The sequence below is a fragment of the Lentzea sp. NPDC055074 genome (assembly GCF_053608005.1).
Genome location: NZ_JBSGUQ010000001.1, coordinates 14,599 through 37,875, shown reverse-complemented (window position 1 = coordinate 37,875; position 23,277 = coordinate 14,599). Strand labels below are relative to the sequence as shown.

Sequence of the window (23,277 nt, the reverse complement as noted above, 5' to 3'; positions counted from 1 at the left end):
CCGGTCAGGCGGCCTCCAGGACGAAGAACACGAAGCTCAGGAAGGACCCGGCCGGGAACTCCGCCATCTCGTCGGGAAAGAGCTCATGTGCCTCCGGTGCGGGAGGCGGCTCGCTGATGACGGCCGTCCGGAAGCCTGCCGCGGTGAAGGCGTCGGTCATCGCGTGCAGCGGCCGGTGCCAGTAGGTGAGCGTGGCCTTCTGACCGTTGAAGTCGTAGTCGTCGGTCCACTTGGTGGTCGCGAAGTAGCTGGCCTTGCGATCCAGGAACGGGAGCATGATGGGGTGGTTGACGACCACGATCAGCCGGCCACCGGGCTTCAGCACCCGCCGCAGCTCGGCCAGCGGCGCGGTCCAGTCCTCCAGGTAGTGCAGGACCAGGGCGGCGACGCAGTCGTCGAACGCGCCATCGGCGTACGGCAGAGGCTCGCTGATGTCGGCAACCCGCAGGTCCGCGTCCTCGCCGAGGCGCTGCCGGGCCAGCTCCACCATTTTCGCGCTGCGGTCGAAGCCGACCACGACGGCGCCCTTGTCGCGCAGCGCCGCGGACACGGGCCCGGAACCGCACCCGGCGTCCAGAATCCGCCGGCCGGTCACGTCACCGGCCAGGTTCACGATCGCGGGACGGGTGTAGTAGGCGTTGATGAGGCTGGTCTCGTTCACGACCGTGTACCCCTCGGCGAAGAGGTCGTAGTCGTTCTCCATGGCCACGTCGGTGGCACTGCTGGGATCGGCGGACATGTTCTCCATACTGGCGATCGATCGATCACGGCGCCAGGAGGTCACCACGACCGCAGGCCGCTCGCCGCTGTGGCCGGGTTTCGCCGGAGGTGTTCGCACGCCGCGCTCGCCAGGCGTTCCCGCAGGTGCTCCACGAGGGCGTGCCGGTCGTCCGGCGTCAGGTCGAGCCGCCGGTCCGCGCGCCGGACCCGGTCCGCGTAGAACTCCTCCCGCCGGGCGCGGGCAGCCTGGCCGGTCAGCCCGGCGGTCCGAAGCCGCGCCTCGAAGACGTTCACCCGGAACCGTTCCAGGGACAGGATGGTGGTGAAGGTGCCGTCGGTGGGAAGGACGGCGATCTCGTGCCCCTCGCGGTGGAAGTGTTCGAACGCCTCGCCCAGCAGCACGTCGACGTCGACCGGGACCACCGGTTCGGTGTCCTCGACCCCCGTCGCCTCGGCGGCCATCACGGCTGGCCGGGGGTGCGGCCACAACGGGACCAGGGCGTTGTCCTCCGACAACGAGGAGATCGTGGTCATCGGGTCTGCTCCTCGTCGTACGCGGTGGTGGGCGAAGCCCAACGCTGTCTGGGCGATGAGAACCGCCACGCCGGACTGTTCGTTGCGCTCATGGGCATGCGGGCGCTCGGTGGCACGAGCGGATGTTCGTCCCGGCATGATCTGTACGAGCATCATGAGGTCGATCGCGCCGTCGGCATCGTAGAATCAGCTCCGACCACCAGTGGATCCTCTGGAGGTCGGAAGGATCGTTCTGCCTGGACCGTTCGAGTGCGAGTGGTCTCGAACGGTTCACCTGCGGCGCAGTATCTCTCGGGGGGATTGACCATGGTGGACATGAGGATGTTGTCCGTTGCCGCAGCACTCATCGGTTCCGCGGAGGAGTCTGGTTCCGCAGCTCTGACGCAGCTGGAGAAAGCGGTCCGTGCGGTGCCCGGCCTGGGCGATGCGCTGGATGCGGCTCGTGCGGGAGAGGAGTCCGACAAGATCCACCTCGCGGAGGAACTGGCGAACGGCCTCAAGGCCGCCTACGACGGTGGTGGCGCTTTCTCCGTCCTGCTCGACGCTCTCCGGCCCGAGGTGCTGTCGGGCCCTCAGCCCAAGTGGGTGCGCAACGTCAACACCGGCTCCGTCCACGGCAGCCTGATCCAACTGGGTGTCGTCGGCTCGATCGACCTCGCCGGTCCATCGAGCCCGGCCCGGTCACGATTCTCGTTCTTCGGCTCTGGGCGACGCGCCAAGAAGCACCGTCCGTGACCTGCCGATCAATCCCAGGTATCTGAGTTCGTCCTGGTCCTCGAAGATCAGCCGAGACCGGAGGCTGACTTGGCCGGTTCCGCAACCGACAGTTCGTGCTTCGACATCCTCGATTCGGCATGGTCGGACGTTCGTCTGGCGCGTGCCCATCTTGCTTGGGTGAGCCGGAACCGGGCGTCGCCGAGGTGCTCGAGGTCGAGAGTGCGGGTGATTCGGTGGGGACTCGTGGCCGGCGGCCGGCGAAGCCTCATGTGTCAGCTACTCGATCACACCCGCTGCGGCATGAGCGGACGGCTTGCCCCTGCGAAAACCATTGGTGAACCGACTTGCTCCGCTGATGTACTGATGTGCCACCGTGAGTGGGCCACATGACGGAGGCAGTAGTTGACGGGTTATGACGCGCTTGCCGAGGTGTACGAGTGGCTCATCTCCGATGCGAAGCTGGCTCCGGCCGAGTTCGCCGCGTCGTTCGACGACGTTTTCGGTCTCCTGCCGTCGAACGCCCACGTCCTCGATTGCTCGTGCGGAACCGGACAGTTGGCGGTCGGCCTCGCCGGTCTCGGCATCCAGGTCGTCGCAACTGACGCCAGCGAAACGATGGTTCGTCGGACCGCTGAGTTGGCTGAGGAGTTCGGTGCATCTGTCCGGACAGTGCGGGCGGACTGGGAAGAGTTGCCCGACCATTTTGATGACGCCACCTTCGACATGGTGTTCTGCGTCGGCAACTCGCTGCACCATGCCGTGGGCGCGAGAGGCAGGGTTGCTGCTCTGGAGTCGATGTCACGGCTCCTGCGCCGTGGCGGGCGCTTGGTGCTCACCTCCCGCACGTGGGAGCTCGTGAGGGCCAGAGGTTCCCGGCTGGACATCGGTGACCGGCTCGTCCGCCGGAACGGTCGCGATGCCGTCGTGGTCTACCGCTGGGAGATCGCACCGCGGTGGGAGGAGGAGCACCACATCGAGATCGCGGTCGCGCAGGTTGATGCGGCTGGGCCGGTTCTCGTCCGCTCGGAGCTGCTGTCGTGCTGGCCCTACCGACACGACGAACTCGAAGTCGAGTTGCACCGGGTCGGACTTCGGATGGAAATGAGCACGTTCAACCCTGAAGCCGAGAACTACATGGTGGTGGCGAGCAAGGTATAGACAACGTGCTCACAGTCCCTGGCCGGACCGCGTGGTGGCTCGCAGGAGGCTTGCGCTTCCTCATCAGTAGGAGGATGTCGGCATGGAATCTGCGAGCGGGGCTGGTGATCCGCGGCCACGGTTCGAAGCGAAGCTGCAAGGGCTCCAGGGCCGGCGGCTCGTGGCGGTGGACTACTGGGACATCCACAACTTCTCCCCGGAGCCGGCGAGATGGGACTACGGCGACTGGCATCACGCGGTCATGGGCGTCGGGCTCCTCACCGACTCAGGGCCTGTGACGGTGACGTGGACCAGTACTTTTCACCCGTACGGCGTCGAAGTCTTCCACGACAGGATCGAGGACCATCTCGTCCTGGGTGAAGACGGCCCGGAGCGGGTCGGACCGCGCATCGAGTCCGGGAGTCCGTGGGACCGATACCTGGGGACACCGATTCGTCGGACCGCCTCCCATTGGGAGCGTCTGGAACTGGGGCCCAGTCGGCGAACAGATGGCAGCGTCGTCGCATCTGCACGCGTGGTGGACGTGCCGACGGCACTTCGCATCGACTTCCCAGCGGGATCAGTGTGGTTTGTCGCTGCCATTCCCCAGGCGCCGGAAATGCAACGCGTGTTCCTTCCAGGCGACGAGATCATGGTTGTCTTCTCCCGGGAGAAGATGCGTGACATGGGCTTTGAGGACGCGGCGTTCCTCCGGTGACTCAAGGGCACGCTCATCGGCACAAGCGCGTTTCTGTTCGGATCACTCCCGCTCACGGCATGGGGGTGCGTCCACGCTGGTCGCGGAACGTCGTTGCAGATGTCGGCCAGCTCGAACATGATCGCGTCGTGGAACTCGACTGGGGCTACTTCCGTCAGCTGTACGAGGGGTTGCTCGATCACGATGACGGCGCCGCCGGTCGCCGGGCATTCCTGAGCAGTCAGAGTCCGACCGCAGCCGCACATCTGGCCGATTTGGAGCCACTGCGGAAACGGGAGCGGATACCCGTCGGCGGTTACTCCGGAGACGACGAGCAGCTGTGGCGGATCATGAAGCTGTACGGGCTCAGCCGCGTCAGCGACTACCTGATCGAACGGTTCTGCACTCAGGAAGAACCGCTCACCGAGTACGGCGACACCGGAGAACCTGCCACCGCCAGTGGGCTGGCGCCCGACGGGCTCGCCGTGCACACGGAGTTCTTCTCGGGCATCGGGCTGACCCCGTTCGGCCACGCCGAGGCGTTCTCCCCGTTCCACCACGAGATCTTCGCCGTGGTGCAGGATCCCGCGGCGACGAGCGTGACCGTGGAGGAGGTGTTGTGGCCAGGCCTGTGGTTCGGTGACCTGCTGTTCAGCCGCGCGGGTGTGCGGGTGCGGGCGCCGCGGCACCTCGTCGACGCCGCGGCGGCCACGACCTCGACGCTGTACTTCACCTTCCGTCGCCGGTCGCGTCCGACCGATGACTTGTCGCACGGCTGGGGTTCGAACTCGCAGTGGCGGACGTGCTTCAGCCGGTTCTACTCGGACGAGGACGGGCTGCACCTCAACTGGGACGGCGAGGTGGACGTCGCCGCCGATCCTCCAGCACCCCGAGCGGGGTGGTCCGAGCACGAGACGGAACCGCTGGACCAGCGCCGAGAACTGTTGCTGCATCGGTGTCTCGTTCGCGATCCGCTACCGGCTGACGAGAACGACCGGCATCCCTATGGCGATCGGCTCAGCCTTACCTCCGCGGAGTGGCCGTTGCGTCCGGAGTCGCTCCTGCGTGTGTCGACTGCCGAGTAAGGCGGCCGCACCCGGCAGGGCGCACTGAGCCGGTCCTCTGCAAGATGCGCCCAGAGGACCTCGAACGAGTCCTCGCCTGGGCTTCCTCCGTGCGCACCGCGGTTCCCGAGATGAGCTGACGCAGTGCGTCCGCGTGCCGGCGGAGCACGGCACCGGAGTCGCCAGCAGGGCCTTTCGATACACTGGTGTATCCGATACATTCTTGTATCCGCGATCAGGAGACGAGAATGACCAGCACGGACCCGGAGCCCAAGCGGCTGACCAAGCGCAGGGTGGAGACCCGGCGGCGCCTGCACCAGGCGGCGCTGGAGGAGTTCGCCGAACGCGGGTTCGGCGTCGTGACGGTGGAGCAGGTGTGCGCGGCCGCCGGGTTCACCAGGGGCGCGTTCTACTCCAACTTCGACTCTCTCGACGAGCTGTTCCTGTCCATGTGGGAGGACCGCTCCAAGACCCTCCTGCGAGATCTGCACGAGGTCCTCGCCGCCGTCGACCTCGGTGAGGTGCGCTCGGTGCGGCAGGTGGTCGAGCTCATGGACCGGGCCGTCGGCCTGGACGACGCCTGGTACCGGGTGACCGCCGAGTTCTCCGCGCACGCGTTGCGCGATCCCTTGCTGCGGCAGGTGATGGCGGCACGCGAGGAAGCCATCGTCGCCACGCTCGCCTCCGTCCTCGTGTCGTTCCTGCGCGGTGCGGGCAGGGTGGCCGACGACCCGGAGGCCCTCGCGCTGGCCCTGGTCGCGGTGCACGACGGGACCTCCCTGCAGTGCCTGACCGAACCCGACGACCCACGGCCGCGGCTTCGGCGGCTCGACCTGTTCGAACGGGTCGTGCTCGCCTACACCGTCGAATCGACAGGAGAATCCGAATGAGCGCGCAGCACGACGTGATCGTGGTCGGCGCCGGCCTTGCCGGGTTGGTCGCGACCTACGAGCTGACGAAGGCGGGCAAACGGGTCCTCGTCCTCGACCAGGAGAACCGGAACAACCTCGGCGGGCAGGCCTTCTGGTCGCTCGGCGGGCTCTTCTTCGTCGACTCGCCGGAACAGCGCCGGATGGGCATCAAGGACAGCCGTGAGCTCGCGCTGCAGGACTGGCTGGGCAGCGCCGCCTTCGACCGCGAGCGCGAGGACCACTGGCCGCGGCAGTGGGCCAGGGCGTACGTCGAGTTCGCCGCCACGACGAAACGGCAGTACCTGCACGATCTCGGGTTGCGCGTCGTGCCGATCGTCGGGTGGGCCGAACGCGGTGACGGCAGCGCCGACGGGCACGGCAACTCCGTGCCGCGCTTCCACCTCACCTGGGGAACGGGGCCCGAGGTGGTGCGCGTGTTCGCCGAGCCCGTGCTGGCCGCCGAACGCGCCGGACTCGTGACGTTCGCCTTCCGGCACAGGGTGGACGAGCTGCTGGTCGAGGACGGCGCGGTCGTCGGCGTTCGGGGAACGGAGCTCGAACCGTCCGATGTGGAGCGAGGAAAGGCCTCTTCTCGCACGGAGGCGGGGGAGTTCGAGCTCCGGGCGAAGGCGGTCGTCGTCACGACCGGCGGCATCGGGCACAACCACGAGCTGGTCCGCAGGAACTGGCCGGTCGACCGCTTCGGCCCGTGCCCGGAGACGCTGATCGCGGGCGTGCCCGCGCACGTGGACGGACGCATGCTGGAGATCAGCGAGAAGGCGGGCGCGAGCCTGGTCAACAGCGACCGCATGTGGCACTACACCGAGGGTGTGCACAACTGGGACCCGATCTGGCCGAACCACGCGATCCGCATCATCCCGGGGCCGTCGTCGATGTGGTTCGACGCGACCGGCGAACGGCTGCCCGCGCCGAACTTCCCGGGCTTCGACACCAACGGAGCGATGAAGGCGTTGCTCGCCAGCGGGTACGACTACTCGTGGCTGGTGCTGACCCAGACGATCATCGAGAAGGAGTTCGCGCTCTCCGGCTCCGAGCAGAACCCGGACATCACCGGCAAGAGCCTCGGCGACGCCCTCAAGTCCAGGCTCACCAAGGGCGCGCCGGGACCGGTCGAGGCGTTCAAGCAGCACGGTGCCGACTTCGTCGTCGCGAACACGCTGCGCGAGCTCGTGGACGGGATGAACAAGATCGCCCGGGGCCCGCAGCTCGACCAGGCCGGCCTCGAACGGCAGATCCGCGCCCGTGACCTCGGCGTCGCCTCCGGGCACGGCAAGGACCTGCAGGTCATGGCGATCGAACACGCCCGCAGGTACCGGGCCGACCGGCTCTCCCGCGTGGCCAAGCCGCACCGCATCCTCGACCCGGCCCACGGCCCGTTGATCGCGGTCCGTCTCAACATCCTGACCCGCAAGACCCTCGGAGGTCTGGAGACGAACCTCGACTCCCAGGTCATGCGCCCGGACGGCACGGTGCTGCCCGGCCTCTACGCGGCGGGCGAGGTCGCCGGTTTCGGTGGCGGCGGAGTGCACGGCTACAACGCGCTGGAAGGAACGTTCCTCGGCGGGTGCATCTTCTCCGGACGCGCCGCGGGGCTCGCCCTCGCCAGGGAACTCGCCTGAGGCGCCGCCTCGGCGACCGAGGCCGGTTCGGCCGTCATGCGGGCCGGGCACCGCTCCGCCACGATGGAGGTGAGCGGAAGGGACCTCGGTGCTGTCGACTGCTGAACGAACCTCGGTGACCTGGCGGGTGGTTCTCGTCCTGCTCGCGGTGGGGCAGGTCGTGAGCCCCTTCGTCATCACCGCGCTCGGTGGAGGTCAGTTCCGGACCTCGGACCGCGTCGGCGAACCGCCGATCGTGCCGGCGGGGTACGCCTTCTCGATCTGGGGACTCGTCGAGGCCCTGTGCCTGGCCTACGCGGTCTGGGCGCTGGTCACGCGGACGCCGGGTCAGGAGGTGCGCGATCGGCTGGCACGGCCGTTGTCCGTGGTGTTCGCCGGGTTCACGGTGTGGCTCGTCGCCGCCGAGGTGGAACCGGTCTGGTCGACCGTGGTCGTGTTCGTGGTGATGGTCGTCGCGCTGCTCAAGGCGTTGTCGATCGCGCTGGGCCACGCCGCCGGCATCGCGCGCTGGCACCGGGCGCCCCGCGTGCTGCTGTGGTCGATGCTGGGCGTCTACACGGGCTGGAGCAGTGTGGCGATCTGGGTCAACGTCACCACCGCCTTCACCGAGAGCGGCGCGCCGATCGACGGCGCGGCCGGAGTGGCCGGGCAGATCGCGATCCTGGCGGGTGCGACGGCGACCGCGGTGGCGTTGCTGTGGCGCACTTCCGGTCTGCTGTCGTACGGGCTGGCGGTGGCGTGGGCACTCGTCGCCGTGGTGATCGCCGCGGCTCAGGCCGGCCAGCCCGCACTGGCCGTCGTCGCGGCCGTGGCGCTGCTGCTGGTCGGGGCGGCGACCGCGTTCTTCCGCCTGCGCCGCCCCGAGGTCAGCTGAGAGTGCCCTGCAGCATGCTGGTTCCGTGCTCCTGCTGCCCCAGCCGTTGGGCGGAGACGTCCACCACCCGGTAGGTCCGCAGGTCGACGCCGTCCGGCAACGGCATGTCGGCCTGGCCGCCGGTGAGCACGCCCAACGGGATCATCGTGGCCACGCCGTCGTAGAGCCACACCTGGTACAGCCCCGCCGGTGCCGGCATCCCGTCCACGGACACCCGCAGCACCTTCCGGTCGGCGACGCGCACGACCCGCGCACTGCCCCGCGCGGTGCCGGGAGCACTGGTGAGCCTCGCCAGATCCGCTTGGGCCACAACCTGTTCGACAGCCGTGGGAGTCGAGAGCCGATCCACCACGACGGCACCGGAAGCGCCGGCGATCGCGGCGACCGCGGCGACGGCGAGCAACGCACGCCATCGGCGGGGCCGTGCGTGGGCCGTCCCCGTTTCGGCGGCGATGCGGTCCCAGACGGCTTCCGGCGGAGGCGGTAAGTCGCGCTCTCTACGGGTTTCGCGGCCGAGGGTGACGATCTCGCGCAACGTGTCCAGCTCGGCGCGGCACGGGGAACAGGACCGCACGTGGTCCTCAGTGGACTGGTCGGGCGCGGGTTCGCCCAGCGCCAGCAGGGTGAGGGTCTCGGGGTCAGCGTGTGCCACCGTCCACCTCCCAACGCCGTCTGAGCCCGGCCATCCCGCGGCGCAGGTGGCTCTTGACCGTGCCGAGCGGCATCCCGGTCGTCACAGCGATCTGTTCGTGCGTGAGGTCATCGTAGAAGGCGAGCAGCAGCACGCGTTGTTGCTGGGGCGGCAGCTCACCTATCGCCTCCAGCACCACCATCCTGTCTATCACGCGCTCCGGTCTCACGGGCTCGTCGGACTCCGTGCCGCCGACGGTGTGCAGCACCTGGACGACGCGTTCGTCACGCCCGCGCGACCGCAGCACGTCGATCGCCCTGCGGCGAGCGATGGTGAGCAGCCAGACGAGCAGGCTCCCCTTGGCGGGGTCGAAGCTCTCCCGGCTGCGCCACGCCGTGACGAATGTCGTCTGCGTGACGTCCTCGGCGTCCGAGCGCGACGCCAGGCTCGCCGCCGCCACGCGCAGCACCGCCGGCGAATAGCGCTCGTAGACCGCGCGCAGCGCACCGTCCTCCCCGGCCACGAACGACTTCGTCGTCTCGTCGACCGAGTCGCCGGCCATCACGGCGACCACCGCGAACGCGCCGAGGCAGGCCCGCCCACAACGCCGTGGGCGGGCCCGGACAGGGGAGACCTCAGCGCAGGACGGGGTTGCCGTAGCCGAGGACGAGGCCCGGCGTGAACGCGGTGACGCCGAACGTGCTGTTGAGCACCGACGCGGCACCGGGGGTCAGGGCGAGCGTGACGCCCTGAGGCGTGGTCGCACCGAGGGTGAACAGGTCGGCGCGCTGCCGGAAGTTCACCAGGCCGGACAGCACCCCGCGGTTCAGGTCGATCGTGTAGTTGGTCAGGTAGAGGCGCGTGTGACCGGCCTGCAGCACGAGTCCGCCGACGTGCTCGATCGTGCCGTCGGCAGGGTTGCCGACGATGCCGAAGCTGATCGCCGATCCGGTCTTGCCCGCGAGGAAGGGCTTGACCTTCACGCCCAGCGACGTCAGCGCCGCCGCGGCCGCGGGATCGAGCGTCAGATCGGTGCGCCCCTTGAAGAAGTTCCCCCACGCCTTGCTCGAGGCCGACGCGGACACGGGGGAGGCCGTGGCGGGTGTGGCCACGGCCACACCCCCGGCGACGGCCATGCCGAAGGCCAGGGCGGCGGCGATCATGCGGTTGCGCATCGAAAGCACTCCTCATCCGTCGAGCGGGACTGGTCATGGGGGATACGACCGCCACCGCCTCCGCGGATGCACTTCCGCGAATGAGATCGGTGTGACGAGGGAAACCCGAACCCGAACGGTGTCCGCTGCGAACCTCAAAAGGAAACGGAGGTCTGCTTGTGAACACCCCTCGCCACGACGGACCCGTGCTGATCACCTCTGCCGCACCGTCGTACCAGGACCAGCTCGCCGCACGCCGCCGCAGGTACGCCGTGATGATGAGCCTGCGCATCCCGTGCATCGTGCTGGCCTTGCTGTTCGCCAAGATCTGGTGGCTCGCCCTCCTGTTCATCCTGCTGTCCGTCCCGCTGCCGTGGATGGCCGTGCTCATCGCCAACGACCGCCCACCGCGCAAGGCGGAGGACGTGCAGCGGCTGCCGCGGTCGCGCAGGGCGATCCTGCCGAAGGACCCGTCGTGAACGGCCGCACCGTCGTCGTGGGCTACGGGGACGCTGCCCTGGACGTGCTGCGGCACCTCCCGCTGAACTCGCGGCCGTCCGCTGTCGTGGTGCTCGACGTGGACGAGGTCGCGCTGACCGGTGCGCTGGCCAACGGAGCCGAGGTCGTCCGCGGTGACGGGCGGGACCTCTGCGCGCTCCAGCGGGCGGGCGCGCAGTTCGCCGCACGCGTGGTCGTCGCCGTCAGCGACGACCGGGACGGTCTGGCCGTCACGGCGTCCGCGCGCAGCCTGAACCGCACCGCGATCATCACTGTCGCGGTGCGCGAGCCGGCCAACCAGGAGCTGTTCGCCAGGCTGGGCGCGGACGACGTGTTCGTGCATGCCCGGTCAGCCTGAGATTCGGCCGTAGAGCGCCGCGAACGGCCCCGCCACGGTGTCGATGTCGAACCTTTCGCGGACCGTCCGCTGTCCGGCCGCCGCGACCGAAGCGGTGGCCGGGCCCAGCCCGACGACGTGCGCGAGCCCTTCGCCCAGAGACCGGGCGGTGGACGTGTCGACGAGGAACCCGTTGCGACCGTCGTCCACGTAGGACGACAGACCTCCGCGCGTCGGGCCCACCGCGAGCAGGCCCGCCTCCATCGCCTCGAGCACCGCGATGCCGAACTCCTCCTTCACGCTGGAGCAGGCGTACAGGTGCGGCGCGCCGGAAGGCGGTGGTGCGGCCGCCAGCTCGTGCTGCAGTGCTCTGACGTCGTCGTTGGACCAGGCGGCCAGAACGGCGAGCCGTCCGCGTGCCGAGGGCGTGGACCGGGCCAGCGCGAGGACCTCGTCGAGGACCGCCTGCTCGTCCGGCGTCCTGTCGGTGGACGAGCCGCCGATGATCACCAACGCCGTCTCGTGCTGCAGCCCCGCTTCCAGCCACGCCCTCACCAGCAGCGGTTGCTGTTTCACGGGATGCAGCCGTCCCACGTTCAGCAGCACGCGCAGGCCGCGGGCCCCTTCGTCGAGACGGGGCAGCGCCGACGGGACGAACAACTCCTCCAGGAGCGATCGCTTCGCGTGTGCGGGCCCAGGCGTGATGCCTTCCTCGAGGGCGATCAGGGTGCCGGGGTCGAGCCGGGGGAAGTGGGCCAGCACCTCGTCCTGCTTGCCGCCGATGGTGATCACCTGGTGCGCCCGCCGGACGAGGTGGTCCGCCACGCGGACCCGGTGCAGGTCGAACCGCATCGCCGTCAGGTCCCCGGTGTCCTCGGGGTGACGCTCGGCGAGGTGGCGGTGCGGGTCGGGAGTGACGGTGAACACGAGCTTCGAGCCGAGCAGGCGTGCGGCGTCGGCCACGGCGAGCGAGGCGTCGTCGGAGTAGCGGACGTGTACGACGTCGGGTGTCAGGCCGCACCGCGGCAGGAGCTTCGTGAGCCACCAGGTGATGCCGGCCCGATGCCGCGCCATCTCGGGCTGGGCGAGCTCCACCGGTGAGTCGACCGGCACGTGCACGGTCCAGTGGTCGAGCCCCGGAGCCTTGCGCACGGTCACGGTGGTCGGCTCGGGCGCGAGGACCACGGTGACGACACGACCGATGTCCTGCCGCTTCACCAACGCGCCCGCCAACGAGGACAGGAACACGGTGAGACCGCCGCTCGCCCCCTCACCCGGCCGCGCGATCCCTCCGATGAGCATCGACTGCGCGATCGTCGGCCCCGCCGCGGGCGGGGCCAGGGGCAGCGCGACGTCGCCGTGCAGGAGGTCGAGCATCAGCTTCTCGTAGGGAGAGCCGGGAGGGTCGTCGACGGTCTCGCCGAGCGAGTCCAGGTAGCGCCACAACGGCGGACCGCCTGCTCGGGCGCGCGCCTCGTCCGGGCTCAGGGGTTCGAGACGGTTCGACGTCGCGAGGTCGAGCAGGCCCGCGACGACCTCCCGGTCCTGTGTGGACGAGAGCGCCCAGCGCAGCTCGCCGGTCATCGCCTCGGTGCCGTGCTCCTCGATCACCGCCCCGACCTGCTCGCACGTGAGGGAGAAGGTGGTGGGTCGCGGGTCTCGCAGGATCGCGCCGACCAGGGTCTGGGGAGTGGGCGGCGGCAGGGTGTTCTCGACGCTTCGGGCTCGCAGCTCGCGCTGTACTTCCGGATGTGTCCGCACATCCTTGTGTTCGAACCAAAAGGGCGTTCGGATCGAACTATTTTCCAGTAGTGCCAACGAGGAGGAGACCAGTGTCACGGTTTGTGGTTGTCAGTCCGCCGTTCCGCTCGCATGCGCAGCCGATGTCCGTGTTCGCCGCAGCCTTGAGCGCCGCGAGTGCGCGGGTGACGTTCGCCTGCGGCGCCGAGTTCGCCGACCTCGCGGGAGAACTTCCTTTTGCCGCAATGAAGACCACGCGCGACTCGAACAGCGGCATCGCCGAGCGGACCGAACAGGACGAACGCTCCGCGCGCCAGCTCACGGACTTCCTCCGGGCCACCGAAGGAGGTGCGGCCGCGGCGTTGCTCGCGCAGACGCGCCGGCGCAGGGCGGAACCGCTCGCCGCGCCGGACCTGGTGCTGCGCGATCTCGCCGCGCTGCACGACGAGCTCCGTCCCGACTGGTACGTGGTCGACCAGATCGATTACGCCACAACACTTGCGCTGCACGCGCTCGACCTGCCGTTCGTGTCCTTCGTCACCGGCCACCCGACCTACCTGGTCTCGCAGGACGACCAGTTCTTCGGACTGCCTCAGGCGTGGCCGTCCGCGGTGCGCCCGTCACCCGCCGAACTCGCGTTGCTGTCCACCGAGGTGCGCCTCACCGATCTCGCGTACACCGCGGCGTTCCTGCGTTTCCTGCGTGACTTCGCGCCCTCGCGTCCGTTGCCGCGCCGGGCTTTCGGCCTGACCTCCTCCCGCGCCGCAGTCGTGAACTACCCGGAACTTCCCTGGCTGCCACCGTTGCCGGAACACCAGCGGCAGATCTTCCTCGGCCACTGCGCCACCGCCGACGCACTCGACGACGTGTGGCTCGATCGCGTACGCGACCGACGGGTTCTCCTGGTGGCGCTGGGAACCTTCCTGTCCGCGCGGCACGACGTGCTGCGCAGGGTCGTCGAAGGCGCCCTGCGGATCCCGGACCTGACGGTGGTGGTCGCCGCGGGCGGCCGTGTCGCCGAACTGGCCGACCTGGCCGAGGATCCGCGGGTGGTCGTGGAGTCCGTCGTTCCGCAACGCGCCCTGCTGCCGCACGTGACCGCGATGGTGCACCACGGCGGCAACAACTCGTTCACGGAATGCCTGGCGGCGGGGGTGCCCGCCGTGGTTCTCCCGTTCTCGAGCGACCAGTTCTGCATCGCGCACGACGCCGAGCGGTCGGGTGCGGGTGTGTGCCTCGACCCCAACGCCGCTACCCCCGAGGACGTGGCGAACGCGCTGAGCCTGCTCCTGCGGGACCCGAACCCGTTCACGGAACTGCGGGACGCGGTGAGGGCCGCGGGACCCGACCGGGGTGCCGCGCGGTTGCTGGAGGTGCTCGGCACGGCTCGCGAGGCTTGAGGGACACCATGAATCCATGGTTGCCCGGCGCCACCGCGCCTGCATGATGAGTGGGGCGGTCACGCCGAACCAGTTCCGCGAGCCGGTTCGGCGGACGCCTCCCCGACGCTGGACCTGATGGTCGCAGCCCTCCCCGCACGGTCAGCCCGCACGGCCTAGCCCGAACGTCCGCAGCGCGGCGGCAGAGCTTGAGCGTGCTGGTCAGACCCGGTAAGCATGCTGCCGGGGCGTGGGGGAGGAAGCCAGATGACGGTGCGGTTCCGGCTGCTCGGGGACGTCGGGGCACAGGTCCGCGGTGAGCCGATCGCGATCGGCTACGGGCAGCTGCGGTCGATGCTGGCGATGCTGCTGGTCGAGGCGAACCAGGTGGTGTCCGTCGACCAGCTGGTGGACCGGATCTGGAGCGAGCGCCGTCTCCCGCGCAAGCCGCGTGCCGCCGTCCAGCACAGCATGACCATGCTCCGCACCGCCCTGGCGCCCGCGGAGGGCGTCACGATCGCGCGCAGGTCGACCGGCTACCAGCTCACCGTCGAACCGGAAACCGTGGACCTGCACCGGTTCCGGCGGCTCGTCGACGACGGTCGCGCCGCCGCGGACGACAGCCGGGCCGCGACCCTGCTCGAGGAGGCGCTGAGGCTGTGGGTGGGAGAACCGTTCGCCGGACTGTCCACGGCGTGGCTGGGCTCCCTGCGCACCACGCTGATCCAGCTGCGCCACGCGGTCCGGCTCGAGCTCGTCGACGTCCGGCTCCGCTGCCTGCCACGGCCCGAGCACACCGCTCTGCTGCTGCCCGACCTGGCGGAGTGGGCGGAGCACCACCCGCTGGACGAACGCCTGGCGGGCCAGCTGATGCTCGCCCTGTACCGCAGCGGCCGCCCCGCCGACGCCCTGGACCACTACCAGCGGATGCGCAGGCGGCTGGCCGAGGACCTCGGCACCGATCCCGGTCCGGCCCTGCGACGCCTGCACGAGCAGATCCTGGTGGCCGATCCGAAACTGACTGATCCGGCGCTCGCCGATCCGGCGCTGACCGTGCCGGGCAGGCCGCCGATCGCGGTACCGCGGCAGCTTCCGGCCCGGCCGAGGCTGTTCTCCGGCAGGGCCCGCGAACTGGCGGAGCTCGACGCCGCACTGGGGCAGGACACCGTGGTGATCACGGCGGTCGGCGGCCTCGGCGGGATGGGCAAGACCTGGCTCGCGTCGCAGTGGGCGCACCGCAACCTCGACCGGTTCCCCGACGGCCAGCTGTACGTCGACCTGCGCGGGTTCGACCCCACCGGTCTGCCGACACCCGCCACGACGGCGTTGCGCGGCTTCCTCGACGCGCTCGGCGTCGCGTCCTCCGCCGTCCCCACCGAGGTGGACGCCCAGGCCGGGCTGTTCCGGAGCCTCGTCGCCGGCAGGAGGATGCTGATCTTCCTCGACAACGCGGCCGACAGCGCCCAGGTGGCCCCGCTGGTGCCGGGGAGCCCGACCTGCGTCGTCCTGGTCACCAGCCGACGCCACCTCGGCGGGCTGGTCGCCGCGCACGGCGCGCGGGTGCTGAGCCTGGACCGGTTGACCGACGAGGAGGCACGACGGCTGCTGGCCACGCACCTCGGTGAGGCCCGGCCGGCGGCCGAACCCGGTGTGACGGACGAACTGCTGACCCGCTGTGCGGGACTGCCGCTGGCGATCGGCATCGTGGCCGCCCGCGCCTCCGCGCACCCGGACTTCCCGTTGTCAGCACTGGCCGGTGAACTGCGCGAGCAGGGCGAGCTGCTCGACGCCCTGGACGCAGGCGAGGACCTGGTGAGCCTCCGTGCCGTGTTCTCCTGGTCCTACAACGCCTTGTCCGCGGAGGCGGCCGCCGTGTTCGGTGCCGTGGGGATCGCTCCCGGAGCGGACGTCGGTGTGCCCGCCGTCGCGAGCCTCACCGCACTGCCCCTCGCCCGCGCCCGCGCCTGCCTGCGTGAACTGGAGCAGGCGCACCTGGTCGGTCAGCACGTTCCCGGGCGCTACCGGATGCACGACCTCGTCCGGCTGTACGCGGCAGAACGCGCGCATCGTGACCCCGCGGCGTTCGAGCGGGTGATCGACTTCTACGCGCACACCGCGTACGCCGCCGACCGGACGCTCGCCCCGCAGCGTCACCCGATGGCGATCGGAGAACCCGCCGAGGGCGCGGTCCCGCTGGGGTTCGAGGCCGACACGGCGGCGGCGCAGTGGCTGACCACCGAGCTCCCGAACCTCCTCGCGGCGCAGGAGCTGGCCGTGGAGCAGGGTCTGCACGCCCAGGTCTGGTACGTGGCCTGGTCGTTGGGCACGTTCTTCCGCAGGCGGGGTGCCTATCACGACGCCCTGACGACGTGGCGGGCGGCGGTGGCCGCGGCGGACCGCACGACCGACCGGGTCGCGCAGGCCATGACCCGGAGGAATCTCGGCAACAAGTGCGGTGCCCTGGGGCTTCACGCCGAAGGACTGCCCCTGCTCCACAGCGCGCTCGCCATCAGCGAGGAGACGGGCGACCTCCACGGCCAGGCGCACGTCCACCACATGCTCGCCAGTCTGTGGCAGGCCCGCGGGGACTACGGGCGGGCGTTGCGGCACTCCGTCCCCTCCCTCCGCCTGTACCAGGACGTCGGCCTGCGGGGCCCGGAGGCGTGGGCACACGCGCAGGTGGGCTGGGACCACGCCCAGCTCGGGTCCTACGAGCAGGCACGCGCCCACTGCGAGTCCGCGCTGACGCTGGCTCGGCGCCTTCCCGACCGCGAAGTGGAGGCGGACGCCCTCGACACCCTCGGCTACGTCGCCCACCACACCGGCGACCTGACCCAGGCCCTCGGCCACTACCGGCACGCACTCGTCCTGTTCCGCGGGATCGGGCACGACTACCTCGAGGCGAACGTCCTGGAACGCCTCGGCCACACCCACCGCGCCCTCGGACACCACGATCGGGCACGCACGGCCTGGCTGAGGGCCGTCGAGCTGTACCGGACCCAGCGCCGTGCCGAGGACGCGGCGAACCTCCGGCGGCTGGTGGACGAGGTCTCCCTTGGCGGGGTCACCGCACACACGCCGAGGCGCGCCCGGCAGCAGCCGGACGCGCCTTCGGTGACTCGCGTCAGATGATGATGTTGAACAGCAACGCGATGACGTCGGCCCAGCACGTCGGCGACCGGCCTGGCAGCGGACGGTGCCGGCGAAACTCGCGCCTGCGGTTCTCCCAGGACTGCATCGCCGACGCCCGCCGGCTCTTCAGCGAGGCGCTGGGCCGGTACCGCGACCTGCACGACGTGCGCGGCCAGGCCGCCTCGCTGACCGGGATGGGCCCGGCATGCCGCGAACCCGGACACCTGACCGAGGTCGGCATCGGCCACGTGCCGCGGATCAGGGGTTCGGTCCACCTGGAACTGGGCGAGTACGACGAAGCGCGTGCGGACCTGGAGCAGTCGCTGGCGGCGTACCAACGGGCCGGCGGCAGGCGAGGGACCGCACTGTCGTTGCGCAGCACGGGTCTTACCACTCATGCACTCCTACGCTGTACGAGCGCACGCCAAGGCGCAGATGCGGTCCCGCCGCTGCACCGGAGCCGGGGTGACGCGGAGGCGGCGGACGCGGCGTTCACACACGCCCGGTCGGTGTTCCGCGCGCGAGGAGCACGGGAGTACACGGAGTACGGCGAGCTACCGGTGTAGCCGTCGGCGTTCTGCGAGGTACGGCTATATATGGTTCGGGTGTGAGCCACCCGATTCCATTCGTCGATGCCAACTTCAAGCTCGCCGTCGTGCAGGAGCTGATGTACAACCAGGGCCTCCTGCCGAGGTTCGACCTGCGCGAGTACGCCGCCGCGCAGGGTTTCACCTATGACGACGGGAGCTTCGAGGCGGTACCCGAGGCGCTCGCGTACTTCGCGGCGCTCGAGGTCCCGGCCGAGCTCGCGGAGAAGATCACCGAGATCTACATGGACGGCGGCAACGAGATCTACCTCGAGATCGCGCCGAACTGGGACGGCGAGGACGGGCTGTTCGACGTCGACGAGTTCGCCGACGTGCAGCACTTTCCCAATCTGAAGTCGATGACGCTGCTCTACACGGGCAACCAGGAGGCGCTGGAGGCGCTGCGCGCCCGCGGGATCGAGGCGGACTGGCTCTGACCGGCCGCGGCCTCGTTGCCCGAGTTCGCGCGTTCGGCAACCTTCGCCGTGCAAGACCTGCCAGGCTCGTGGTGCAGTCGTCAACGGCGATCCGTGGTCGAGGAGAGTTATGAGCGAGTTCCGGTCCGAATCCGTCCGTGAGACCGTCGACTCGGTCGTCGGCGCCGTCCAGGGACTGGTCAGCGAAGGCCTCGACAACCACCTGGTCGTGCGCAACCGCGACGAGGAGGTCGTGGTGGAGGTGCCGGTCGCGGTCGGGCTGTTGGCGGCGTTCGCCGCTCCGATGGCCGCGACGATCGCCGCCGGCGTCGCGCTGCTCGGCAACTGTGAGATCAAGGTCGAGAGCCGCAAGTCGCCCGCGACGGCGGAGGAACCGGACGAGGCGTAGTCCGCGGCGCCGGCGAGTCCCATGTTGTTGCCGTTGCGGCCCGGAGCCATCCCGAGTCCGAAGTGGACAGACGACGGGACCGTCGCGGCTGCTGAACCGGATCAGGTCGGGTCCAGGCGACTGATTCGTGAGTTGAGGTAGCGCTGCTCGGGCAGGCTCGTCGTGAGCTGGGCCGCCTGACGGTAGCTGTCGGCCGCGCCGGTGAGGTCGCCGGTCATCTCCAGCAGGTGGGCCCGCACGGCGTGGGTGCGGTGGTGCCGGCGCATCGCGGGGTCGTCCAGCAACGGCCGGACCAGCGCCAGGCCGTCCTCGGGGCCGAACGCCATGCCGGCCGCGACCGCCTGGTTGAGCGTCACGACCGGGCCGGGCGCGACCCGCGCGAGCATGGCGTAGAGCAGGCAGATCTGCCGCCAGTCGGTCTCCTCCCAGGTGGTCGCTTCGGCGTGCACGGCGGCGACCGCCGCCTGGAGCTGGAACCTGCCGACGTGGCCGCGGGGCAGCACCCGTTCCAGGATTCGCACCCCTTCCGCGATCTGCTCGTGGTCCCAGCGTGAGCGGTCCTGTTCGGCGAGCGGCACCAGGTGTCCGCCGTCGGTTCGAGCGGGGGTGCGGGCGTGGGTGAGCAGCATCAGTGCCAGGGCGCCCGCGATCTCGTCGTGGTCGGGGATCACCGCGTGCAGCCGGCGGGTGAGGCGGATGGCTTCGTCGGCGAGGCTCGAGTCCACGAGCGCGTCACCGGTGGAGAGCGTGTGTCCTTCGGTGAACAGGAGGTGGCAGACGTCCAGCACCGCCGCGATGCGTGCCGGCAGCTCCGGTTCGGTGGGGAGCCCGAACACCGCGCCTGCCGCCCGCAACGTCGCCCGCGCCCTGGTCAGGCGTTGTGTCATGGTGCGTTCGGGAACCAGGTAGGTGGCGGCGATCTGCGCGGTGCTCAGGCCCGCGACGGCGTGCAGGGTCAAGGCGACCTGCGAGGAGCGGCTCAGGCTGGGGTGACAGCACAGCAGCAACAGCCGCAGGGTGTCGTCCCCGTCCTCGCGCGCCTGATCGGCCGCGGGCGCGAGACGGGCGTCGCCGGGTTCCGTCGAGGCCACCACCTCCTCCCGGCCCGCTCGGGCGCTGTCGGCGCGCACTCTGTCGATCAGGCGCCGGGAGGCGACCCGGATCAGCCAGCCACGGGGGTTGTCCGGCACGCCGTCGCGATCCCACTGCCGCGCCGCCGCCTCTGCCGCCTCCTGCGCCGCGTCCTCGCAGTCGCCGAGGTCGCCGTGCCTGCGCAGCAGAGCGGCGAGGACGTGGGGCGACTCGCGCCGCCACACGTCCTCGACCACCCGTGTGCTCACTGTTCGCCACCGCCGGGCCGCATCGTGGGGCGCAGTTCGACGGTCTCGCCCGGACCGGCGAAGCGTGCCGCGATCTCCTCGGCGCGGGCGTGGCTGTCCACGTCGATCAGGAAGAACCCCGCGAGGTGCTCCTTCGCCTCGGTCGGGCCGTCGGTGACCAGCGGCTTCCCGTCGTCCCACCGGTAGAGGCGCGACGACCGGGGCGCCCCGAGGGCCTCGCCGCCGAGGAGCTCGCCCTTCTCGTGCAGCTCGCCGAGCATCTTCTCGAACTCGGCGTTCAGCCGGTTCCGCTGCTCACGCGGCATGTCCTGGTAGTCCGGCAGGTACTCGGGGGTCGGGTGCCCCCACGGCTGCGGACTGGAGTGAATCATGATCACGTACTTCACCCTCGGCTCCTTCGAACGACGTCGTGGATGCGTCCGTGCGACCCATCCTCACCTGTGACGTCGGAGCGGGCCGCGCCACGTCGACATCACCGCAGATCTCGAAAATTCAGGAACGCTCGTTCTTGACTGACCGTTCCTAAAAACGCTACGGTCATCCCATGGGACGACGACGGTCTTTCGACGAGAACGAGGTCGTGGAGGCGGCCGCGGCGTTGTTCGCCCGCCGCAGCTACGACGGTGTCTCGATCGACGACCTGGTGAGCGCGGTCGGAGTGCATCGCAACAGCCTCTACGGCGTGTTCGGCAGCAAGCGCGGGTTGTACCTGGCCGCGTTGCGCCGGCACGTCGACCAGGACGTGCGTCCGCATCTGGCCACGGCGGCGCGATCGGGAGAGGTCCCGGCGTGGGACCTGCTGCTGCTCGCCGCCGTGGACCGGGCGCCGGAGGACCCGGAGGTCGCCGAGCTCGTGTCGGCGGTCTTCGCCGAGCTCGACGTGGCGACGGGTGATCCGGCGGCCACGGAGGCGTTGCTGGGCCGATGGCTGCGCGGACGGCCCGACCGCGGCGTCCCGACCGAACACGACGTGCCGGAAACGGCGCCTGCTGAGGAGATCTGACATGGCGGTGGTCACTGTGCAAGGCCAAGACCTGGTGGTGGAGATGGAGGGGCTGGACAAGCTGTGGGCGTTGAAGAGCAAGCTCACGATCCCGCTGGCGAACGTGCGGGGAGCCACTGTGGATCCCGGGATCCTGGGTGAGCCCAAGGGAGTCCGGGCGCCGGGCACGCACGTGCCCAAGGTGATCACCGCCGGCACGTTCCACCACGAGGGCGAGAAGGTCTTCTGGGCGGTGCGGGACGCGCAGAAGGCCGTGGTCGTGGAGTTGGCCGACGAGACCTACACCCGGCTCGTGGTCGAGGTCGACGACCCGCGCGCGGTGGTGGCCATGGTCGAGAAGGCGACGCGCCGGTGATCGGCAGGATGGCGGTGGCGCTGGCGACGGTGGCCACGGTCGCCTTGACTCCCGCGGCCGCCGCGGAGTCGGCCCACCACAAGGCTTTCCAGGTGCCGGCACACGACGAGGAGGTGTCGTTCGTCGTCGACGGCACGACCACCTACGGGACGTTGCACGTGCCCGCACACCGCCGCGGCGAACGGCTGCCCGCAGCCCTTCTGCTTCCCGGCAGCGGGCCCACCGACCGGGACGGCAACCAGCCGCCGGCGTTCACGCCGAACACGATCCGCGATCTCGCCCTCGCGATGGGGCGCGACCGGGTGGTGACCCTCCGGTTCGACAAGTACGGCACCGGCAGGACGGGGCTGGGGGCGTTCGCGGGGCGTCCGCAGGAGATCGACCACCCGGCGTTCGTCCGGCAGGCCGCTGCCGCTCGCGACCACCTCCGGCGCCGTGGCGAGGTGTCTCCGCGCCGGGTGGCACTCGCCGGGCACAGCGAGGGGGCGCTGACCGCACTGGTGCTCGCCGCGGACGCCCCTCGCGACCGGCGTGCCGCCGCGCTGATCCTGTTGCAGCCGCTGGCGTTGCGGTTCCTGGACGTGCTCGCCACCCAGCTGCACGACCAGATCGGGCAGGCGGTCGACGCCGGTGCCCTGTCCGAGGAGGAAGGGCGCGCCGCGGACCGGGCGATCGACGGTGCCGTGGCCGACCTGCGTGCCGACCGACCGGTCGACACCACGGGCATGCCGCCGGCGCTCGCGGCCCTGTTCCAGTCGCTGGCCGGACCGAACCGCCGGTTCGTCACCTCCGTGGACGCCGTCTTCCCGCCGGACGTCGCCCGTCGGCTGCGGCCGATGCCGGTGCTGCTGACCTGTGGCGAGCTGGACCCCCAGGTGCCCTGCCGGGCCACCGGCCAGCTCGCGGCCGTGGTGGGCGGCCCGGTGGTCCTGCCCGGCGTGGGTCACGCGATGACCACCCCCGACGGCACGCTCTCGCCGGTGCTGACCAGTCGGCTCGGCGCCTTGCGGTGGTGACTACCGCATCGTGGTGCGCAGGGCCTCGGCGGCTGTCGTGAGCGCGGCGCTCATCGTCGCCAGGTCGGCGTCCTTGCGCCAGGAGCTCAGCAACGTCACGGCGTAGGTGCCGCCGAGCTCGACGAGCCCGGTGCTGTTGAGCACGCGGCGATCGCCCGAGCTGCCCCAGCCCTGCTTGACCGCCCACGTCGCGCCCGGCAGGCCGCCGGGGATGCCGAAGTACTGGTCGACCCCGTCCGCGGCGGTCCGCGGGGCCTCGGCCATCGCCGAGGTCAGCAAGGCACGGTCCTCGGACTCGAGCGTGCCGGCGATGTGGCGGTAGACGAGGGAGACGTCCGAGGCCGACATCATCGTGCTGCCCCACTGTCCCGCGACCGCGGGCGGCCGGGTGTGGCGCAGTCCGAGCGCCTTGACCTGGCGAGCGACGATCTCGGACCCTCCGCCGTGCTGCCACAGCCGGCTCGCCACCCCGTCGTCGCTGCGCGTCAGCATCGCGGTGACGTCGTTCTCCACCTCGTCGGAGTTCGTGGACGTTCGCTGCAGCAGGTCCAGCGCGATCAGAAGCTTCACCACGGAGGCCGTCGGCACGGCGAGGTCGGCCTTCCACGACAGGGTCGTCGCACAGGTCTCCAGGTCGACGATCTCCATCGACAGCACGGGATCGTGCCCGGCGCTCATCAGCGCCCGACGCGCCTTCTGCACGGCGGGCACCTCTCCTGTGGCCGGCGTGAACTCGGTGCAGCGGGTGCGCCAGTCGTCCGAGCCGGTCCGCAGCACGACCACGACGAGGACCGCGAGCAACGCGATCACGAGACCCGCCGAGGCGACCCACCTGCCCCGCCGTTTCGGCGGACTCCAGGTGACCGGTCTCGGAAGCAGTTTTCGGGTAGGCGAATCCGCATCACCGTGCATTGGTCGTGGTCCAATCCGAAAGAGGGCAGCAGAAAGCCGCACAACTGAGCCGAAAGGCGAGCCGTGTGAACGAG

The 23,277-nt window shown here is 70.3% G+C and carries 26 protein-coding genes; 17 read left to right on the top strand and 9 right to left on the bottom strand.

Annotation, left to right across the window (positions count from 1 at the left end; genetic code table 11):
* Window positions 1-4 precede the first annotated feature (4 nt).
* Both ACWF7A_RS00220 and ACWF7A_RS00215 read right to left on the bottom strand, forming a co-directional pair.
* Window positions 5-739, bottom strand: a complete 735-nt coding sequence (locus ACWF7A_RS00220) for a class I SAM-dependent methyltransferase (RefSeq protein WP_452248174.1) — start codon at window positions 737-739, stop codon at window positions 5-7.
* Window positions 740-780: 41 nt separating this feature from the next.
* Entirely contained in the window at window positions 781-1,254 is a 474-nt protein-coding gene (locus tag ACWF7A_RS00215; protein ID WP_452248173.1) for a hypothetical protein, read from the bottom strand.
* Window positions 1,255-1,278: 24 nt separating this feature from the next.
* Between ACWF7A_RS00215 and ACWF7A_RS00210 the strand changes: the two genes are divergently transcribed.
* The 7 genes from ACWF7A_RS00210 to ACWF7A_RS00180 all read left to right on the top strand — a co-directional run bounded on the left by ACWF7A_RS00210 (window position 1,279) and on the right by ACWF7A_RS00180 (window position 8,294).
* Window positions 1,279-1,989, top strand: coding sequence for a hypothetical protein (locus tag ACWF7A_RS00210; RefSeq protein ID WP_452248172.1), 711 nt, complete (start codon window positions 1,279-1,281; stop codon window positions 1,987-1,989).
* A gap of 384 nt (window positions 1,990-2,373) precedes the next feature.
* Window positions 2,374-3,129, top strand: coding sequence for a class I SAM-dependent methyltransferase (locus tag ACWF7A_RS00205; RefSeq protein WP_452248171.1), 756 nt, complete (start codon window positions 2,374-2,376; stop codon window positions 3,127-3,129).
* A gap of 82 nt (window positions 3,130-3,211) precedes the next feature.
* Window positions 3,212-3,826, top strand: coding sequence for a hypothetical protein (locus ACWF7A_RS00200; protein WP_452248170.1), 615 nt, complete (start codon window positions 3,212-3,214; stop codon window positions 3,824-3,826).
* Window positions 3,827-3,954: 128 nt separating this feature from the next.
* Window positions 3,955-4,890, top strand: a complete 936-nt coding sequence (locus ACWF7A_RS00195; protein WP_452248169.1) for a hypothetical protein — start codon at window positions 3,955-3,957, stop codon at window positions 4,888-4,890.
* Window positions 4,891-5,117: 227 nt separating this feature from the next.
* Window positions 5,118-5,759: a TetR/AcrR family transcriptional regulator gene (locus ACWF7A_RS00190; protein ID WP_452248168.1), complete on the top strand. Its 642-nt coding sequence runs from the start codon at window positions 5,118-5,120 to the stop codon at window positions 5,757-5,759.
* Entirely contained in the window at window positions 5,756-7,420 is a 1,665-nt protein-coding gene (locus ACWF7A_RS00185; protein ID WP_452248167.1) for an FAD-binding dehydrogenase, read from the top strand. Before ACWF7A_RS00190 ends, ACWF7A_RS00185 begins: the two co-directional genes overlap by 4 nt.
* A gap of 115 nt (window positions 7,421-7,535) precedes the next feature.
* Window positions 7,536-8,294, top strand: a complete 759-nt coding sequence (locus tag ACWF7A_RS00180) for a hypothetical protein (RefSeq protein WP_452248166.1) — start codon at window positions 7,536-7,538, stop codon at window positions 8,292-8,294.
* Here ACWF7A_RS00180 and ACWF7A_RS00175 read toward each other — a convergent pair.
* From ACWF7A_RS00175 to ACWF7A_RS00165, 3 genes are all read right to left on the bottom strand, one after another.
* Window positions 8,287-8,946, bottom strand: a complete 660-nt coding sequence (locus ACWF7A_RS00175) for an anti-sigma factor (RefSeq protein WP_452248165.1) — start codon at window positions 8,944-8,946, stop codon at window positions 8,287-8,289. The two genes, ACWF7A_RS00180 and ACWF7A_RS00175, sit on opposite strands and share 8 nt — an antisense overlap.
* A complete protein-coding gene (locus tag ACWF7A_RS00170; protein WP_452248164.1) occupies window positions 8,933-9,487 on the bottom strand; it encodes an RNA polymerase sigma factor in 555 nt (184 codons plus the stop codon). Before ACWF7A_RS00170 ends, ACWF7A_RS00175 begins: the two co-directional genes overlap by 14 nt.
* A 73-nt stretch (window positions 9,488-9,560) precedes the next feature.
* Complete coding sequence (locus ACWF7A_RS00165) at window positions 9,561-10,100, bottom strand: hypothetical protein (protein ID WP_452248163.1); 540 nt, start codon at window positions 10,098-10,100, stop codon at window positions 9,561-9,563.
* Window positions 10,101-10,258: 158 nt separating this feature from the next.
* On the opposite strand from ACWF7A_RS00165, the gene ACWF7A_RS00160 reads away from it, so the two are divergent.
* Entirely contained in the window at window positions 10,259-10,558 is a 300-nt protein-coding gene (locus ACWF7A_RS00160) for a DUF3099 domain-containing protein (RefSeq protein WP_452248162.1), read from the top strand.
* A complete protein-coding gene (locus tag ACWF7A_RS00155; RefSeq protein WP_452248161.1) occupies window positions 10,555-10,935 on the top strand; it encodes an NAD-binding protein in 381 nt (126 codons plus the stop codon). The genes ACWF7A_RS00160 and ACWF7A_RS00155 overlap by 4 nt, the downstream gene beginning before the upstream one ends.
* On the opposite strand, the gene ACWF7A_RS00150 is transcribed toward ACWF7A_RS00155, so the two are convergent.
* Entirely contained in the window at window positions 10,927-12,675 is a 1,749-nt protein-coding gene (locus tag ACWF7A_RS00150; protein WP_452248160.1) for a glycosyltransferase family 4 protein, read from the bottom strand. The genes ACWF7A_RS00155 and ACWF7A_RS00150 overlap by 9 nt on opposite strands.
* A 224-nt stretch (window positions 12,676-12,899) precedes the next feature.
* On the opposite strand from ACWF7A_RS00150, the gene ACWF7A_RS00145 reads away from it, so the two are divergent.
* From ACWF7A_RS00145 to ACWF7A_RS00125, 5 genes are all read left to right on the top strand, one after another.
* Window positions 12,900-14,054, top strand: a complete 1,155-nt coding sequence (locus ACWF7A_RS00145; protein WP_452248159.1) for a nucleotide disphospho-sugar-binding domain-containing protein — start codon at window positions 12,900-12,902, stop codon at window positions 14,052-14,054.
* 246 nt (window positions 14,055-14,300) lie between these two features.
* Window positions 14,301-17,165 (top strand): AfsR/SARP family transcriptional regulator, encoded by a 2,865-nt coding sequence (locus tag ACWF7A_RS00140; protein WP_452248158.1) that lies wholly within the window; start codon window positions 14,301-14,303, stop codon window positions 17,163-17,165.
* Window positions 17,165-17,731, top strand: a complete 567-nt coding sequence (locus ACWF7A_RS00135; RefSeq protein ID WP_452248157.1) for a tetratricopeptide repeat protein — start codon at window positions 17,165-17,167, stop codon at window positions 17,729-17,731. Before ACWF7A_RS00140 ends, ACWF7A_RS00135 begins: the two co-directional genes overlap by 1 nt.
* 41 nt (window positions 17,732-17,772) lie before the next feature.
* A complete protein-coding gene (locus ACWF7A_RS00130; RefSeq protein ID WP_452248156.1) occupies window positions 17,773-18,189 on the top strand; it encodes a DUF6892 domain-containing protein in 417 nt (138 codons plus the stop codon).
* Window positions 18,190-18,298: 109 nt separating this feature from the next.
* On the top strand, window positions 18,299-18,577 hold the full coding sequence (locus ACWF7A_RS00125) for a DUF4342 domain-containing protein (RefSeq protein WP_452248155.1): 279 nt from the start codon (window positions 18,299-18,301) through the stop codon (window positions 18,575-18,577).
* Window positions 18,578-18,678: 101 nt separating this feature from the next.
* Here ACWF7A_RS00125 and ACWF7A_RS00120 read toward each other — a convergent pair whose 3' ends face one another.
* On the bottom strand, window positions 18,679-19,917 hold the full coding sequence (locus ACWF7A_RS00120; RefSeq protein WP_452248154.1) for an RNA polymerase sigma factor: 1,239 nt from the start codon (window positions 19,915-19,917) through the stop codon (window positions 18,679-18,681).
* Window positions 19,914-20,303, bottom strand: coding sequence for a YciI family protein (locus tag ACWF7A_RS00115; protein WP_452248153.1), 390 nt, complete (start codon window positions 20,301-20,303; stop codon window positions 19,914-19,916). Before ACWF7A_RS00115 ends, ACWF7A_RS00120 begins: the two co-directional genes overlap by 4 nt.
* 158 nt (window positions 20,304-20,461) lie before the next feature.
* Here ACWF7A_RS00115 and ACWF7A_RS00110 point away from each other — a divergent pair, with 158 nt between their 5' ends.
* From ACWF7A_RS00110 to ACWF7A_RS00100, 3 genes are read left to right on the top strand one after another with little or no spacing between them, the layout of a single operon-like run.
* The gene (locus ACWF7A_RS00110) at window positions 20,462-20,920 is read left to right on the top strand and encodes a TetR/AcrR family transcriptional regulator (RefSeq protein WP_452248152.1); all 459 of its coding nucleotides are present in this window, start codon (window positions 20,462-20,464) and stop codon (window positions 20,918-20,920) included.
* 1 nt (window position 20,921) lies between these two features.
* Window positions 20,922-21,275, top strand: coding sequence for a hypothetical protein (locus ACWF7A_RS00105; RefSeq protein ID WP_452248151.1), 354 nt, complete (start codon window positions 20,922-20,924; stop codon window positions 21,273-21,275).
* A complete protein-coding gene (locus tag ACWF7A_RS00100; RefSeq protein WP_452248150.1) occupies window positions 21,272-22,291 on the top strand; it encodes an alpha/beta hydrolase in 1,020 nt (339 codons plus the stop codon). Before ACWF7A_RS00105 ends, ACWF7A_RS00100 begins: the two co-directional genes overlap by 4 nt.
* On the opposite strand, the gene ACWF7A_RS00095 is transcribed toward ACWF7A_RS00100, so the two are convergent.
* Window positions 22,292-23,101, bottom strand: a complete 810-nt coding sequence (locus ACWF7A_RS00095; protein WP_452248149.1) for a serine hydrolase — start codon at window positions 23,099-23,101, stop codon at window positions 22,292-22,294.
* Window positions 23,102-23,277 lie beyond the last annotated feature (176 nt).

Coding starts and splice junctions, on each gene's coding strand:
- ACWF7A_RS00110 (WP_452248152.1), top strand. CDS start 20,462: ATGGGACGACGACGGTCTTTCGACGAGAACGAGGTCGTGGAGGCGGCC.
- ACWF7A_RS00185 (WP_452248167.1), top strand. CDS start 5,756: ATGAGCGCGCAGCACGACGTGATCGTGGTCGGCGCCGGCCTTGCCGGG.
- ACWF7A_RS00125 (WP_452248155.1), top strand. CDS start 18,299: ATGAGCGAGTTCCGGTCCGAATCCGTCCGTGAGACCGTCGACTCGGTC.
- ACWF7A_RS00165 (WP_452248163.1), bottom strand. CDS start 10,100: ATGCGCAACCGCATGATCGCCGCCGCCCTGGCCTTCGGCATGGCCGTC.
- ACWF7A_RS00190 (WP_452248168.1), top strand. CDS start 5,118: ATGACCAGCACGGACCCGGAGCCCAAGCGGCTGACCAAGCGCAGGGTG.
- ACWF7A_RS00105 (WP_452248151.1), top strand. CDS start 20,922: ATGGCGGTGGTCACTGTGCAAGGCCAAGACCTGGTGGTGGAGATGGAG.
- ACWF7A_RS00220 (WP_452248174.1), bottom strand. CDS start 739: ATGTCCGCCGATCCCAGCAGTGCCACCGACGTGGCCATGGAGAACGAC.
- ACWF7A_RS00135 (WP_452248157.1), top strand. CDS start 17,165: ATGATGTTGAACAGCAACGCGATGACGTCGGCCCAGCACGTCGGCGAC.
- ACWF7A_RS00145 (WP_452248159.1), top strand. CDS start 12,900: ATGAAGACCACGCGCGACTCGAACAGCGGCATCGCCGAGCGGACCGAA.
- ACWF7A_RS00140 (WP_452248158.1), top strand. CDS start 14,301: ATGACGGTGCGGTTCCGGCTGCTCGGGGACGTCGGGGCACAGGTCCGC.
- ACWF7A_RS00170 (WP_452248164.1), bottom strand. CDS start 9,487: ATGGCCGGCGACTCGGTCGACGAGACGACGAAGTCGTTCGTGGCCGGG.
- ACWF7A_RS00200 (WP_452248170.1), top strand. CDS start 3,212: ATGGAATCTGCGAGCGGGGCTGGTGATCCGCGGCCACGGTTCGAAGCG.
- ACWF7A_RS00215 (WP_452248173.1), bottom strand. CDS start 1,254: ATGACCACGATCTCCTCGTTGTCGGAGGACAACGCCCTGGTCCCGTTG.